The organism is Bordetella muralis, from assembly GCF_054781015.1.
Genome location: NZ_BAAGVF010000006.1, coordinates 540,384 through 554,867, shown reverse-complemented (window position 1 = coordinate 554,867; position 14,484 = coordinate 540,384). Strand labels below are relative to the sequence as shown.

Here is a 14,484-nt window from a genome sequence, read left to right as displayed (position 1 = left end):
GAAAAGGGGAAGTCATCATGCGAGCGTCTTCGAGCAACACCCCGCCAAAAAAGCCAGTCACCAATACGACCACAGGAAGAGAAACGCGCGAGGTACGCCCCTCTTCCTCTCAAACGCCGCCAGAACTTGCCCCTGCGCAACAACGCATGGGGCAGTTAGCTGAACTGCCATCTCGTACGAGACCACTGCGCGCAACCAGCGCAAACACCACGCTCGCCTCCAATCCACGAGCGCCAGGCCATGGTGGCGCAGATATTGAACTCCAGCACATGAACTTGGCCAAGCCCCCCGACGGCTTGAGCGACCGGGCGAAAAAGGCTTTTAGTGAGCTGCAGAAGGCAGAGCGTCAATATCGCGCGTTTCCAGGCGAAAGAGCAGTAGAAGACCATCTCGCGAACTCCCTGGCCAACTGGCTCCATGAGGCGAGCGTGGACATACGCATGAAATGCGCACCCGGAGGCGCCCATGCCGTCGATCCAAGCCTGAGAATATTCGGCGCCAATGCCGCGGCCCAGTTCATAGGCAGCATCACGAACTTCACGCTGCCCGCCGTAGTCGCGCTGTTGGCAGGCAAAGCGGGGGCCTCCTCGCTTACACAGAATCTCATTACGGTTATCGGCACGGTCGCCAGCAAGACTGGGCTTAACGATGTACAACCATGGATGTCTCGCAAGCTTGGAGGCGCCGACATTTCTCTGCGGCTGGGAAAAGACGGCCCCTATCACCGTATCGCCAATCAGTTGGCGATGACAGCGCTTGGCCTCACATTCTATTCGGCAGGCGGACTCGCGCTCGCGGCACGGAATCCTGAACTGGTCAACAGTGCCCTGGGCCGGCTTGCCCGTGGCGCCGTTGGCGCTGGCACTATGGCCATCGGTACGCAGGCTACCGCTGTGATTGGCGCACATGTCACGCAAAAGCTCAACAATATGAGCGCGCGAGACCTTCCGGAAACAGAGCACACTCGTACGCTTGGCAACGGCCTTTATGCCCAAAAACATATTGCCCGACGAGACCGCACCACGTTGCCCATGAAGTTGCTGGAGAATGTGCCATCACTGATAGGTGCCATCATCGGTGCGTTGCCCCTGTTTTTTGCTGTCCAATCCGCGACAGAGCATCCCGCTCATAACGCCGGTGACGCGTTGGGAAACACCGCTAAGCAAATACTGGGAGGGTATGGCGCCCTGCTGACAATGATCGCCATAGCACAGGCTGTGGCAGTCCGCCTGGCCTTTGACCCAGCTCGGCATATGCCGAACTTCAAGATCCCCGAAAATAATGTTCTGATCAACACCATACGGGAAACGTCAAAATCCAATGTTCGCATGCTTCTGGATCAAGCCAACGTTGATCTGGAAAATGCCCCGGCAGGCGACCCCGAGCGCCAGCGCCATGAGGCTTACGTACGCGTCTTGACCGGCGAATCTTTCCGGCAAGGCGACATAGACGACATCGCGAGGCTCAAGGATCACTTGTACAAACTCGGCGAGGAAATCGAGGGACTATCGCACCCGCGCCAGAATCCTGGGAATCCCATTGCCAGCGCCGCAATACGCGATATCTCTAGCAGTCTCACTAATGCGGCCGACTCGGCGGCCATTGCACAGACCAACTATCTGGAAAAAGGAAACGGGGCGTTGTATCCGGAGGTGAGTTCCATCGCCGAATACTTGCGTGCGACACAATCGAAGTTGCGGCAGGCATTGATACAACTCAACCAGACGCAAAGCAACACAGGAGATCTGAGCGACTTTCCTGACCATCGTATCCCGGACATCGTAGCGAAAGTTTTTCCATTACTTGCTGCGGTACGAAAAACCGATCGTCTCGAAATCGCGGATCGCGCCGCCGACATTTTGGTCAGTTTCAACAAAGTCTCAGGGGGCTCTCCAAACGACGCGTACGCCAAGCTGGAGAAGATTCTCGGCGTTACCGGCATCCATCAAGAAGTATTAAATAGCGCCCGACGGCTGGACGAACTCTCTCGAGCTCATCCTGGCCAAACCAGCACGATAACCAGCATCAACGACGCTATTAGCGAATTGCTCGCCAAAAAGTTCAAGGGCGATCTGGAAAAAACGGCACGTGCGCCGACCGCGGTCAAGTTAATGCTGCTGCAGGCTACGCTCAACCAGGCGCATCCTGACGGGCCGCCGGCATCCGGCAACACCGACTCGCATGATGCGTCGCTGCTTCAGGTACGATCACTTGCAGATCATCTTGAGCGCATTGACAAAGCAAAAGACGACAAAGCGGCCCTCAGAGATGCCAGATCGAATTTCCTGAATAACCTGAGAAACGGACAAATTCCTCTGGATACCTTGCGCGACGAAGTCCTGCAACGCATTGCCGACAAAGATTTCAAACCTTCTGACGCAGAAAATACACGTCTGGCCAATGCCGATCAATTGCAATCTTTCCAGAAATTGCTGAGCAATGAGTTTGTGAAAACCGCGTTGGGGCACCTGAACGCGGCTAAAGATGGAAACGTCTCTCAGCTTGCCGGCGATCTTATCCATAACCTGCAGAAAGACCTGGAAGAACACAAGAAGGCCAACCTGGCCGACTATGAAGAGCGGATGACCGCATCGAGCATAGTGGTAGAGTTGCCGATACGTGGCGTGCCCTTGCACGAACAAAAAGACGTACACGCCCACTTGACCAACTACAACGGCGTCATTACCAGCATGGCGCGTCAACATCTGTTCAATCTGGCCAACGGCGTTACGGAACAGCTCAACGCCGCGATTCCGCACCAGCTTCCCAATTCCTCGAGTGAGAAAAAATACTACTCTGTGGTGCGACGGCTGATGGACTACATGAACCGTGACTACAGCCTGGCACAACAGTGGCTGCAACTGGATCACGAGACCCGCACACGCGTTCTTACGTTGGCAGTTGAGGAAGATGCTGTGTTAAGACACCTGGCGGAAAATCCGGCAGGTTCGATTCGTCCCACGACCACAGGCCCGGATCCAACGGATGCCAACTCCGCCAAGCGCGAGATCAGGCATTTGACCAAAGCTTTTGCCAACGCGGGTGTGCCGATCTCCGTCATGGGAGAAACGACGCTATACAAGGAAGGCGTGGGCAAACTCACACCTCGCTTACTGGGCCAGATCCCTCGCGCCACGGATTTGAAGACCCTCACGGCGGCCATGAACGCCGGCCTCGCTTTCCTCCTGCATATGGATTTGGGCGAGACCAGACGTGACAAATGGAGCAACTATTCCCGGGTCACGGATGCCATCAACGATTTGGTCAAAATCGCCCAAGAGAATGTGTCGGATCCGCTATTACTGAAGCGGGGAAATGAAAATGTTCCCCCTCGGAAAATGTCGCTGATCTATGCGCACGCTCTTGGTCAAAGCGTCACCAAGAAAGAGCCGGCGGGTGTCGCCAAGGAGATAGATACCTTGCTGGACCGCCGTGATCTTGCGGGTGACTTGCACAATGAAAAGAAACTTTTTGAACTGAATATCGATTTATCGTGGGATTATGTCGCCCACCATATGTACGAAAACACCTACGACCTGATCAATCATCGAGGTGTGGACAAGTCTGCCCCAGGAATCACCGAGGGCTTGCAAGACTTGCTGAAAACCTATCGCTCGTTCGCCAAACTGGGCGGCGCATCCGACAAGACGGATGACATCAGCCGGGACGACTTGACGCTGGGCCTGCGCCAGGATATTTCCGATCGACGAGAGGAGGCAAACAACGTCGCCAGGCTTCACCTGGAAGTGCTTGCGCAGTTCCAAAAGACAGTGGAAAGGGAATTCGCGATACCGCAGGCGCGAGAGGCGTTCCTTGAAATGGCCTCGAACCTTGGAAACGAGTCAGACAAACACAATAACTGGCTGTTCTTGCTGCAAAAGCATCGAAAGCGCTTTCTGTACGGCTCGGACACGCTCGCTCCTGGCATCAAGGCGCATGGCGAAATGGCTTACGTCATCAATACCAAGATACTGTCTCCGTTCTACGTCATCTTCGACGAGTTGGCAAAGTATGACGCGAAAAAGTTCGCCGGGATCTCCGACGCGATTTCACATGGAAATTTCGACCGCATACAGAACGATCCCATGCTCAGAGACAGAAGGGAAGCCTATCAGAGAGATGTAGGCGAAGGAGAAGGCGATTGGGGAAGCGGTCCTCCCCGCCCCACCCAGGGACTTATTACGCCTGCCGTCAGGCCAGCTGCAGCATCCACGTCCCAGCAGCAAAGAGAACAACATGAAAGTGCTTAGCTAGACGGCAACGGGCTCATTATTGTCCGTGGCGGACTCTCCCAGCAGCATGGCCGCCACGGATGCACGAGCCCTGGACACCCTGCTCATGACGGTGCCAATCGGTACCCCAAGTATTTGGGCTGCCTCGCGGTAGCTCATCCCTTCCGCACAAATGACAACGATGGCATCGCGTTGAGGCTCCGGCAAACGCGATACGGCCGTCAGGATATCTGCACACATACGCCTCGTTTCCTGATTAGCCGCAGCGGGATCGGGAATACGTTGCAGCAGATCATCCTCCCAAGCGATATGAACGCGGTTGTAAAGCCTGCGAGCTCGCACCTCATTGAGCCAAGTGGAGTGCATGATGGAGAACGCCCAGCTCAACGCCGATGATCCGAGCTCCCATTGATGGGCATATTCCAGCGCTCGCACACAGGTACATTGCACCAATTCTTCCGCATCGAGATGGCTACCCGTAAGGCGTAAAGCGAACTTCCACAAACGGGGCAACAGGGCCGGCAAGAGGCTCGCTATGCCTTCCTCATTACATAAAACCAGTTCAGCGCGAAACGGCGGCTGCGGCATGACTTGGCAGGCATCAGGAACGTGCCTCAGCGTGCACGCTTTTTGCCGCGACCGTGTCGTACTTCCCCTGTGTCCTACCTGGGGTTGATGTTTAACGCCATCCCCTTTTTCAGCGCTTGGCATATCGACTCCCTACATTTCATGGTGTGCTTGCAACTATTTGCCAAGCTTGTTGGAGTATGAGCACCAGGCATGACAGAAACTTGTAGAAGCGCCCGCACCATCCAACAATTATTAAGGAAACTTAACCATATAGAACAACAGAATGCCATTCGGATATATCTGTATAACGGAGGAACTTCGCATATCTGCACACCCGAACATGACTGGATAGCGCAAGAATGTATGAGCAAACGAATACAGCATTGCGACCCCCGGACCACAGCACCGCTAGTGCAAGGCGCATGCACGAAGCAAAGGACATGGCCCGCTTGCTGCCCGGCCGTAGAAGACCTTGCGTGATGCTGTCCGTTGTTTCGGATAACCGCATACCTGACAACGGCAATGCGCTTAGAGTGGCTGGAGGTCACGCAAAGACGTACCAACCAAATAGCGGTTCTTTCTGGAGGGAGGGGGGCCCCTATAATTCATGAAAATCGACCAGGACTTGTTGACTGCCTATCTAGAGGGTCACCTTGACGACGCCACATTCAACGAACTGCATACACAGTTGTTGGCGGACCCCAAGGGAGCCGAGGTACTGAAAATGCTGGACGTGTGCGACAGCACGTACAGGCAGGCTTTTAAGGCTCAAACCACCCCCGCGCTCCCGGCGCATCTGGTTCAGTACCTCGTAAGCCTGCTGGCTCAGCATGCCAAGCACGCGCAGTTATCGAAACATAAGCATGTCAAATCTTACGACACGTAAATCACGAAAGTTTTCTTAAGCGTAAGGGAATAACTTCCTGACTCAGGTGTTCTCTTGGACAGCGACTCCATGATGTTGAACAAAAACATAAATATGTTCAACAAAAATATCGTGGGTCGTGGGGACCAATTGCAGCCAACATTACGGGAAGCCCATGCATTCTGATCTCTATTTCATCGTCGCGTCTTTAAGCACGCTTGAAGATCTGCCGTCCCACTACATTGACATGATGCGTAATGGCGACATCAAGGCATTGGAAAAATCGCTGGCCACTGCTGTCGAAGCCATCCATCCCGAGGCGAATAATTATGACCTCTACCAAGCCTATGCTGACATACTGATGGTGCTTGGCCGCTCGGAAGAAGCAGAGCAATCCTATCGGCATGCGCTCAAGCATATTTATGACGACCGGGAGCGCTATCGACGCAAGTCCAGCCGCAACGCCGCATGGCAGGCTTTCTCCAGGCATCGCTACCATCCGGCAATCAAAGGGTTCAAACGCTTGGCCGAACATGAAAACACCAGTGACGGCGAGCTTTTTGAGGCTCGCATCGCCCTGGCCATGCTGGCCTATTGCATTGGCAACCTGACGACAGCCTGGGAACATTTAGGTGTGGCGCAGGGCATAGCCCAGCGGCGCAGAAATCGCCTGAGCGAGGAGCTCGTTCAGGTAATGAAGCGCGAACTGATATTGCTATTTCGTTTGCGCACTGATCCCGCCATGGCCGACCACGTTTTTTGGCAATCGGGGAGTATGGATCATCGCGTGCCACCAGACCTGCTGGCCCCCGAGGATACGTCTGGGACAATCACCAGCTGTTCGCTGCTCAACGGATGCATACAGTTTTTTCGTCGGGTCGAAGATTTCATGCAGGGGCATACCAGCGAACCTGACGATATCACCCTCTCCCTCACGACAGGAACGGGTGACCGTTCGCTGAAATACCTGCGCACGCGTCGGCTCACCATAGCAATGGCCACCCTGTGCACAGGCATGACAAATCGCAGCGAACAAACACTGGAAAACGTCGAACAGGCGTCGGCATTTGACCGTGCGTCATACTGGCACCTGGACTATCTGTACATTCTGGCCGCGTTAAAGCGCAAGCAAGGCCGTTGGCATGAATTCTCCGAGACATACACACGATATACGCTGCTGGCGATGAAACATGCACGGGCAGCAGACTCGGACGCGGCTGCTGTCGCTCCCCATAGCGGTGTCGCCGTCCCGTCGGCCATGTCGGATGACATCACCTCCCGCCTTATCGGCAAGTATCGTCGCGCCTACAGCTATATCGTCGATAACCTGCAACAACCCGATCTATCCGTTAGGGAAGTCGCGGCTCAGATCGGCGTAACAGAACGCACCCTGCAACTGACATTTCGTAGCAGCCTGGGCATGACCCCCATGGAGCTGATCCGTCGACTGCGCATGGAGCGCATACACCAGGATCTATTGACACAGGATGCCAGCGGCAATGTCTTGGCCGTGGCCAGCAAATGGGGCGTACGACACCGCTCCACGCTGGCAAACAGCTATCGCAAGGTATACAAGGAATCTCCATCAGAGACACGCCTTCGGATCAACTGAAAGATCCTGGCGCGGTGCAATGTGATGGCCTATCCCATCACATTGCAAAATCATCTACATTTTCAGCCAGAGATAGTCTCCTGCGGAAATCGCCTCGAACAACTCTTCGGGCGCTACCAGCAGATTTTCTCGCCAATATCGGCCGTGCTCAACATAGTGCTCCACCGTTTCCGACAGCCAGGCGCCGTCGATGTCGTCGGTCATCGGAACACGCACAATCAAACGCACAGTGCCGTTGTCCGGATCCAAGCCGAGCTGTGCTTGATCCTGCGCATAGATCAGATAATTTGATTCCAGCATCAACCTGAAGATCCGAAGCGTCCGGCCCTGCGTGGTCGCGCCGAAGTCAAACTGTAGATACATCGCGTCGACGTCTTCTTCCATATGCTCAACGACGATGTCGAATCCATGCATTTCCAGATGCTTGCGTGCAATGACGTTCTGAGCATCCGGAATGTCAGCGATTTCGCACAGCTGTCCCACCAGCTCGCAGTATCGATCGTAACCTTGAGATGTGTAGACCTCTTCGAATTCTTGCTCATCGGACGCTGCAACTGCTGCTTGATCGTCCTCGCTCATCGTGGTCCCCCATCGCGCAACAGTAAAGAGAGGCGCACGTGCGCCGTTTGGCGCTGCTCAGGCGGGCGTGGCCGTTGCAGATTCAGCAGCAGTAAGGGCAACAATTGATTGAGCGCGGGGTTGGCCGAAGGTTTGGCGCGCGCGTACAAGTGCGAGCGTACACGCCGCAAACCGCCGCTATCGAGCGCCGGCATGGCATTCTGCGAAGCACCGGACAATAGATCCTGCATGGCCTTTAATAAGGCCGCGCCCGTTTTGTCCCCTTCGCGCCAAGCTGCTGTCAATTCGCAAATCGACCTGACATAACGCAGCGCCGCGGGTACAGGAACGGCTCGGTTGTCACGCTGGCTGGATACGTCGCCCTTGTGCCCTACGCTAGTGTCGTGTCGACGGCCTCCTTGATCCTGCCTTTGTTCGCTGTTGGACTCCATGTCCATCGTCATGGCCTGTTCGATACTGACTTGGGTTTCCTCGGAGACCGCTGCCTCCAGTTGATCGTGCGCCGGCCCGTGCTTGCCACGCATCCGCCGTGCCTTTCCGCCTTTTCCGCTGTCTTTTACCCCCTTGGCGCCCTTTCCCATCCCCTTCAGGGGAAACATGCCATTTCGGGTCATGATGCTGCGTTCACCGCGGAAATTGGATGTCGCATGTTCGTTTTGATGCGCGGCCGCGATAGGTACTACGGAATGGCCGGTGTGCGCAGCATGGGCGGCGGGATTCGACGTGCCCTGCACCATATGTCCGGGATGCATGCCGTGTATGCGTGATAGCGCCATGTCATTTTCTCCTTGTGCCTGTTGGTCGTCGAGGTTTCATTGCACCGCTGCGGTCATCGCTTGGCGTGCAAAGCCCATCAGCGCCGATGCTCCCCATGGCGCGGACACCAGCAGCACGACAACGACCGCGACGAGCTTGATGCTCTGAGAAATGGTTTGATCCTGAAGTGAAGTAATCGCCTGCAGGAAGGAAATCAGCAACCCTACCAGCGCAGCGACTGCGACTACAGGAAGTGAGACTTTCAAGCAGAGCAACATGGCCTGCATGCTGAGTTGCAAAATCGTGTCGTAATCCACGTCAACGGCCCTTTCGTATCATCATCGGTACCCCAGCACCAGACCGTGCACCAGCACGGACCACCCGTCCAGCACGACGAATAGCAGCAGTTTCAGCGGGATTGAGATCTGCGTGGGCGTGACCTGTGACAAGCCCATTGCAAGCAAGATGTTGGCAACGACCAGGTCCACCACGATAAAGGCCAGGTAAACCAGAAATCCCGTGCGAAACGCCTCGGTCAACTCCGTCAGAGTAAAGGCCGGCGCCAGGATGATGAGGTCATCCGATCGTACCCCCTGGGCTCGCTCCGGTGGCCAGACGGCTGACGCGGATTTGACGAAGAACTCACGTTCGCGCAGCTGCGCGTGCTTCTCCAGAAAATCGCGTACCGGATCGGCCAGTGCTTTGGCGATTTGTGTCATCTGCTCGACGCTGTTGGTTTCCAGCCCATCAGCTGTGACCTTGTCATAAGCCGCCATGCCCACGGGTGCCATGATGTAGATCGAAATAATGATCGCAATGCCGTTCAACACCATGGTGGGAGGAACTTGCTGCACCCCCAACGCGTTTCTCAGCAAACCCAGCACGACCACGATCTTGGTATAGGAGGTCACCATGACGGCCACGAACGGCAGCAGGCCAACCGCAAGGACCAGGACCAGGAGCGGAAAGAGATCACCGAGCGAGGTTGTCTGCGTCATTGCCAGGTACCATGCGTACAATGCGGGCGCCGAGTCGGCTGCCCACCGCGACCAATTCCGCGTCGCCAATTACCGTTCCACACGCCACCAGGCGCAAGCGGGCCTGCGTCAAGGGCGAACCCAACTCAATAACGTAGCCGGGTTGTATGGACTCGAGCTCGGACAAGGAAATCGAGATGGTCTCGATTTCGAAATGCACGGGTATGTCCAGCGCATCAATACTAGTCCCGGGTGCATAATCTGGCGGCTGACCATCGGCGGCGGCCATGATCTCTTCATCTTCCATCGTGCTGAACGCTCCCATCAATGTGATCTGGTCCGAGGCAATAGAGGCTGACGCCATGAGCGCTCGCCCTACCCCCTGGGCATGTATTCGCGCCGGGAACGGTGCATCCGGCGATACCTGCTCCCCGAGCAAGACCACATCGCCCACGGACAACCTGCGCAATGCGTCCAAGCTCATGCTTCGTTGATGCAGTATCACCATCAGCGGCACCTGGAGCATCGATCGTAAAAACTTGAATTCAGGCTGCAAGGCCCTTTTTTCGAGTAAGGCGCCAAGAACATCAGGCGCTATTTCCAGCAAGGCGAGCCGCGCCAATTCCCTCGTTGATTCGCGTAACGCATACCATCCTGCGCCCGGCATCATCTCGGCAGGTAGAATTTGTAGCGACCGTATCCGAAAGCCGGACAAGGCATGCTGTCCCATCGCGCGCGCGACATCAGCAAACACGACTTCCAGCGCCATGATGTGCAAGGGATCGTCGCTTTGTTGCTGCGCCAACGCGCCGAACACTACATCGTCGCAAGCCAGCGCCAGGACGATGTCTCCCTGATCACAAACACAGTCCACGCGATAGATACCATGGAACGCGACTGGCTTTACGCGATCCGCCAGCGGCGTCAATGTGCATTGCATTCCTGACGCCGCGATGATGTCTTGCCACAGTCCATACAGGCGAGCATCGTGAAAAAGCTTTCCGCTCTGCACCATGGCTGGTTTGCAATGCGACAACAGCGGCGCCAGGTTCAACGAAACGGAGGGCAGACTCGTATCCATGGGAAACACATTCAAGAAGCCGTCCAGTCCAGCTCGATGGCGATCTCGTAGCGGTCTTCCAGCGCTGTCCCCAGCAGTTCGCGCAAGGACTGCTGATGCGTGTAAATTAAACGCTGTGACGACTGCTCCGAAGACAGGAAGCGAAGGCGCAGACACTGCGCCGAAATCCCCATTTCCAATACCGTATCGGCCAAAATGTCATTTCGTAGAGGCAGGCGAATCTGCCAGCCTTCTCCATGCATGGCCGAATCCCTGCAGAATCGCGACACGGTCTCAGCGATGGCCTTGATGCTGGCGGGCACCGCTGCGACCGGTGCTGCCATTGCCGCGGCGGGGGCCGACCGTTCGGTCAATGCCGCTCTGGATAGCGCGGACAAGGTCTGGCGCTTGAATTCCGCCATGCGTTCGTATTGATACGATGCTTGTTCCTGTTGCGACGCGCCGCCGTCATCCTGCTCACTTTCTCCCTGCTGCCCGTCCGATTGCGAATTGGACGCGTCAGATGGATCCTTCACTTTCCCGGAAATCCCGCCCTCGCCGTTTCCGGCCGCCTCGCCGCCGTTCTCCGTCAGCCAGTCCTCAGCGTCGCCGGACCTGCCGCTTTGCTCCAGCAACTGCGCAAAGCGCGATGCCGCGGGCTGTGGCGCTGCGGGTTTGTCTTGTGGTGTGCGATGTACGGTCAGTGAACGATAAGGGACGGGATGCGTACGATGGCTCATGAAAGCTCCTGGTTCACAGCGTGACATGCCCCAAAGGCACGACCTTGACCTGGTCACCCAACTCCTGGAACGAATAGACCGCCAACCAGCGAACCTGTTGCTCGACAATCCTGCGTACGTATCGCCGGATGTCCATCGAGGTCAGCATGATGACTCTGGCTTGGGGTTTCTCGCCCACGAGGTTGTGCACCCGCTCTGCGATGGCCAGGACATATTCCGGCGCCAGCGCCAGATAATTCCCCGCTGGCGTGGGCTTGATGGCTTCACGGATGAGTTTCTCGATGGAGGGCTCCAGCAACACCGCGGACACTTCCCCCGTGCCCTCGGTAGCCCGATAGCCAAGATATCGGCCCAGATCTCCGCGCACATATTCCGTGAGCATTAACGGATCTTTCTCTTTCGGCCCCCATACCACCAAACTTTCGCATATGGCGCGCATATTGCGAATGGGAACATGCTCTTCCAGAAGGCGCCTGAGTACTTCGGCGATTCGCTGGGGGGTAATGACTTTCTGGATTTCTACCACCAGTCCGGGATACTCCTTGGCGACACGCTCCAGCATCCACTGCACTTCTTGTATGCCCAGGAACTGGTGTGCCTGGTCATGCAAGGCCCGAATGGCATGGCGAGCGATTTCCTCCTCATGCGTTTGCTGGTGCTCGCCCTCGAGCTGAGACAGACGTCCCCGACTATAGGGGACATCGTGCAGCAATACCTCATAATCCAGGTCATCCAGGGTATCGCGCCACCATAGGCGGATGCCCGGGAAAGGTAGCCCGAGGCTTTCCTGCAAGGTCTTCCGCTCCCTATCGAACGACGTATTGAGCATCTCGATGCGTAGCGACTGTGACAGGGATTGAGACACCGCTACCGCCAATGGCGCAGTAAAGGCGGCAGCCTGAGATTCAATGACCGGTTTTTCCGAGCGCTTGCTGTCACCATCTCTGCGGAACCCTTTGAATGGATCTTCCCCATCGGCATCGCCGCGTCTTTGGCGCAACTGCAGATGGCGCGCAGACACCACCAACACCGCGGCCAGAATCAGGAATACATACCAGGGAAAACCTGGAACCAGCGCAAAACCGATCAGGAACAACGCGGCGGCATAAAGTGCGCGCCAGCTTCGCGTGAGCTGGACAACAATATCGTCGCCCAAGGAGCGCCTTTGCTCGTCCTCTTCGGCCACCCGCGTGATCATCACCCCCGCGGCTACGCAAATCAGCAGGGACGGCACCTGGGAAACCATGGCGTCGCCGATGGACAGTACGGCGAAGAGATTGGCCGACTCACCAGCGGACATGCCGTGATAGGTCACGCCCAGCGCAATACCAGCCACGAGATTGATGAGGGTAATGATGAGGCCAGCGATGGCGTCGCCTTTGACAAACTTCATCGCGCCATCCATGCCACCGTGCAACTGGCTCTCCAGGGCCAGCAGTCCACGTCGTTTTCTTGCCTGATCCGCGCTCAGGTGCCCCGCTCGCAGGTCGGCGTCAATACTCATCTGCTTGCCTGGCATGGCATCCAATGTAAAGCGGGCGCCAACCTCCGCAACGCGCTCCGAGCCCTTCGCGATAACGATGAACTGAACCACAGTGATAATCAGGAATACCACGAACCCGACAATCAGATTGCCGCCCACCACCAGGTTACCGAAGGCGGAAATGATGTGCCCTGCATCGGCGTGCAACAAGATCGCCTTTGTCGAAGCAATGTTCAACGAAAGACGAAAAATCGTGGTGAACAACAATAAAGACGGAAACGACGTCAACGACACCGCAGACGGAATATACATCGTCACCATCAGCAGCAGAACACTGATGGCGAGGTTCATGCCGATCAGGATATCGATGAGGAACGTGGGCAGCGGCAGAATGAACAGCGATAACGTTGCCACCAGAAGAGCGATCAGTGCAGCGTCACCGCCCAGTTTGAACTTTACTGACCTCATACCACCGGGCTTCGCACTTGTACTCATGCCGCGTTCTCCGGTTGCGCCGGATTCTGACCGATCTCGTCGACCCATTTCAAGACGAGCGCAACGGCTTCGAACAAACGCTCCGGTACAGCGTGATCAACGGGCACCTCATGTAAAGCGCGCGCCAGAGGCGGGTTTTCAAATATGGGCACCCCCATCTGGGTCGCGAGTCCGCGCAAGTACAGCGCGGCCTCATCCACCCCCTTGACCAACACCACGGGAACACCCGCCTCGTCTTCACGATAGCGTATCCCCACGGCATAGTGCGTGGGATTGACGACAAGCACGTTGGACTGAGCAACCGATCGGCCTGAGTCGGACTGAGCCAGCTCCATGCCCAACTCGCGGCGTTTTCCCTTGATCTCCGGGTCGCCTTCCTGGCCTTTGAATTCCCGCTTGACCTCATCCTTGGACATACGCTGGCCCTTTATGAACAGTTTGCGTTGAATGAGATAGTCGACTGCTGCCAGCAACAAGAACGCGCCCAGCACGAACAACAACATCTTGATGATCACCTCCCATCCGATGATGCCTACGCTGACCGGCGATTGATAAATAGCACCCGACACCAAGGGAAGCACACTGGTGATGAATTGGTAGACCACCATGCCCACAACCAACGCCTTGATCACCATCATCAATAATTGAAGCAGCGAACGCATCGAGAACACGCGTTTCAGGCCCTGAGCGGGATTGACTTGTTCGAACTTGGGCAGCATGGCCTTGGGCGTGATCTGCAAGCCCACTTGCATGGCTACGGCAATGACGGCTCCGAGCGAGGCGGCGGCGACGACTGGAAGCAAGGCCACCGCACTTTGCCACAGCATATCCAGTATGGCGTTGTACAGCACCACATCCGCGTTTTCTCCGGACAAGTCGCCCGCAGGCTTTAACGCTGCCGAGAATGCCGCGCGCAGACGCTCGGCAATATGGCCGCCTGAGACCAGCAGCGCCAACAGTCCTGCCCCCATCGAGCCGACCATGGCCAGGTCCTGGCTGCGCGCCACTTGCCCTTCTTTACGCGCTTCCCGCAATTTATGCGGTGTTGGCTCTTCAGTCTTCTCGGACATGGAAAAAATTGCCTGGCAAGGATTCAACATTCAGCTTAGGCCGCC

Annotated in this window: 12 protein-coding genes; 3 read left to right on the top strand and 9 right to left on the bottom strand. The window is 56.3% G+C overall.

What is annotated here, in order from left to right:
• The first annotated feature begins 17 nt into the window (after positions 1–17).
• On the top strand, positions 18–4,250 hold the full coding sequence (locus tag ACYVIT_RS13595) for a hypothetical protein (RefSeq protein ID WP_415805085.1): 4,233 nt from the start codon (positions 18–20) through the stop codon (positions 4,248–4,250).
• Here ACYVIT_RS13595 and ACYVIT_RS13590 read toward each other — a convergent pair whose 3' ends face one another.
• Positions 4,251–4,820 (bottom strand): RNA polymerase sigma factor, encoded by a 570-nt coding sequence (locus ACYVIT_RS13590; protein WP_415805084.1) that lies wholly within the window; start codon positions 4,818–4,820, stop codon positions 4,251–4,253.
• 589 nt (positions 4,821–5,409) lie between these two features.
• Here ACYVIT_RS13590 and ACYVIT_RS13585 point away from each other — a divergent pair.
• Positions 5,410–5,688: a hypothetical protein gene (locus tag ACYVIT_RS13585; protein ID WP_415805083.1), complete on the top strand. Its 279-nt coding sequence runs from the start codon at positions 5,410–5,412 to the stop codon at positions 5,686–5,688.
• Between the two features lie 154 nt (positions 5,689–5,842).
• Positions 5,843–7,279, top strand: coding sequence for a helix-turn-helix domain-containing protein (locus ACYVIT_RS13580; protein WP_415805082.1), 1,437 nt, complete (start codon positions 5,843–5,845; stop codon positions 7,277–7,279).
• Between the two features lie 54 nt (positions 7,280–7,333).
• Here ACYVIT_RS13580 and ACYVIT_RS13575 read toward each other — a convergent pair whose 3' ends face one another.
• Genes ACYVIT_RS13575 through sctU form a run of 8 tightly spaced genes read right to left on the bottom strand, consistent with a single transcriptional unit; the run spans position 7,334 to position 14,439 of the window.
• The gene (locus ACYVIT_RS13575; RefSeq protein ID WP_415805081.1) at positions 7,334–7,858 is read right to left on the bottom strand and encodes a CesT family type III secretion system chaperone; all 525 of its coding nucleotides are present in this window, start codon (positions 7,856–7,858) and stop codon (positions 7,334–7,336) included.
• Positions 7,855–8,634, bottom strand: a complete 780-nt coding sequence (locus ACYVIT_RS13570) for a hypothetical protein (RefSeq protein WP_415805080.1) — start codon at positions 8,632–8,634, stop codon at positions 7,855–7,857. The genes ACYVIT_RS13575 and ACYVIT_RS13570 overlap by 4 nt, the downstream gene beginning before the upstream one ends.
• Positions 8,635–8,670: 36 nt before the next feature.
• Positions 8,671–8,931: a type III secretion system export apparatus subunit SctS gene (gene sctS, locus ACYVIT_RS13565; RefSeq protein ID WP_415805079.1), complete on the bottom strand. Its 261-nt coding sequence runs from the start codon at positions 8,929–8,931 to the stop codon at positions 8,671–8,673.
• Between the two features lie 21 nt (positions 8,932–8,952).
• On the bottom strand, positions 8,953–9,612 hold the full coding sequence (gene sctR / locus ACYVIT_RS13560) for a type III secretion system export apparatus subunit SctR (protein ID WP_415805078.1): 660 nt from the start codon (positions 9,610–9,612) through the stop codon (positions 8,953–8,955).
• Positions 9,587–10,672 carry a type III secretion system cytoplasmic ring protein SctQ gene (gene sctQ / locus ACYVIT_RS13555; protein WP_415805077.1) on the bottom strand — a complete coding sequence of 362 codons (1,086 nt, stop codon included), beginning with the start codon at positions 10,670–10,672 and terminating at the stop codon, positions 9,587–9,589. Before sctQ ends, sctR begins: the two co-directional genes overlap by 26 nt.
• A gap of 11 nt (positions 10,673–10,683) precedes the next feature.
• The gene (locus ACYVIT_RS13550) at positions 10,684–11,391 is read right to left on the bottom strand and encodes a type III secretion HpaP family protein (protein ID WP_415805076.1); all 708 of its coding nucleotides are present in this window, start codon (positions 11,389–11,391) and stop codon (positions 10,684–10,686) included.
• 13 nt (positions 11,392–11,404) lie between these two features.
• Complete coding sequence (locus ACYVIT_RS13545; protein ID WP_415805075.1) at positions 11,405–13,369, bottom strand: FHIPEP family type III secretion protein; 1,965 nt, start codon at positions 13,367–13,369, stop codon at positions 11,405–11,407.
• The gene (gene sctU, locus ACYVIT_RS13540) at positions 13,366–14,439 is read right to left on the bottom strand and encodes a type III secretion system export apparatus subunit SctU (protein ID WP_415805074.1); all 1,074 of its coding nucleotides are present in this window, start codon (positions 14,437–14,439) and stop codon (positions 13,366–13,368) included. Before sctU ends, ACYVIT_RS13545 begins: the two co-directional genes overlap by 4 nt.
• Positions 14,440–14,484 lie beyond the last annotated feature (45 nt).

What these genes read in the sequence shown, in the direction of transcription:
- ACYVIT_RS13595 (WP_415805085.1), top strand. Translation starts at nt 18, where the DNA reads ATGCGAGCGTCTTCGAGCAACACCCCGCCAAAAAAGCCAGTCACCAAT.
- ACYVIT_RS13545 (WP_415805075.1), bottom strand. Translation starts at nt 13,369, where the DNA reads ATGAGTACAAGTGCGAAGCCCGGTGGTATGAGGTCAGTAAAGTTCAAA.
- sctR (WP_415805078.1), bottom strand. Translation starts at nt 9,612, where the DNA reads ATGACGCAGACAACCTCGCTCGGTGATCTCTTTCCGCTCCTGGTCCTG.
- sctU (WP_415805074.1), bottom strand. Translation starts at nt 14,439, where the DNA reads ATGTCCGAGAAGACTGAAGAGCCAACACCGCATAAATTGCGGGAAGCG.
- ACYVIT_RS13575 (WP_415805081.1), bottom strand. Translation starts at nt 7,858, where the DNA reads ATGAGCGAGGACGATCAAGCAGCAGTTGCAGCGTCCGATGAGCAAGAA.
- ACYVIT_RS13580 (WP_415805082.1), top strand. Translation starts at nt 5,843, where the DNA reads ATGCATTCTGATCTCTATTTCATCGTCGCGTCTTTAAGCACGCTTGAA.
- ACYVIT_RS13585 (WP_415805083.1), top strand. Translation starts at nt 5,410, where the DNA reads ATGAAAATCGACCAGGACTTGTTGACTGCCTATCTAGAGGGTCACCTT.
- ACYVIT_RS13550 (WP_415805076.1), bottom strand. Translation starts at nt 11,391, where the DNA reads ATGAGCCATCGTACGCATCCCGTCCCTTATCGTTCACTGACCGTACAT.
- ACYVIT_RS13590 (WP_415805084.1), bottom strand. Translation starts at nt 4,820, where the DNA reads ATGCCGCAGCCGCCGTTTCGCGCTGAACTGGTTTTATGTAATGAGGAA.
- sctQ (WP_415805077.1), bottom strand. Translation starts at nt 10,672, where the DNA reads ATGGATACGAGTCTGCCCTCCGTTTCGTTGAACCTGGCGCCGCTGTTG.
- ACYVIT_RS13570 (WP_415805080.1), bottom strand. Translation starts at nt 8,634, where the DNA reads ATGGCGCTATCACGCATACACGGCATGCATCCCGGACATATGGTGCAG.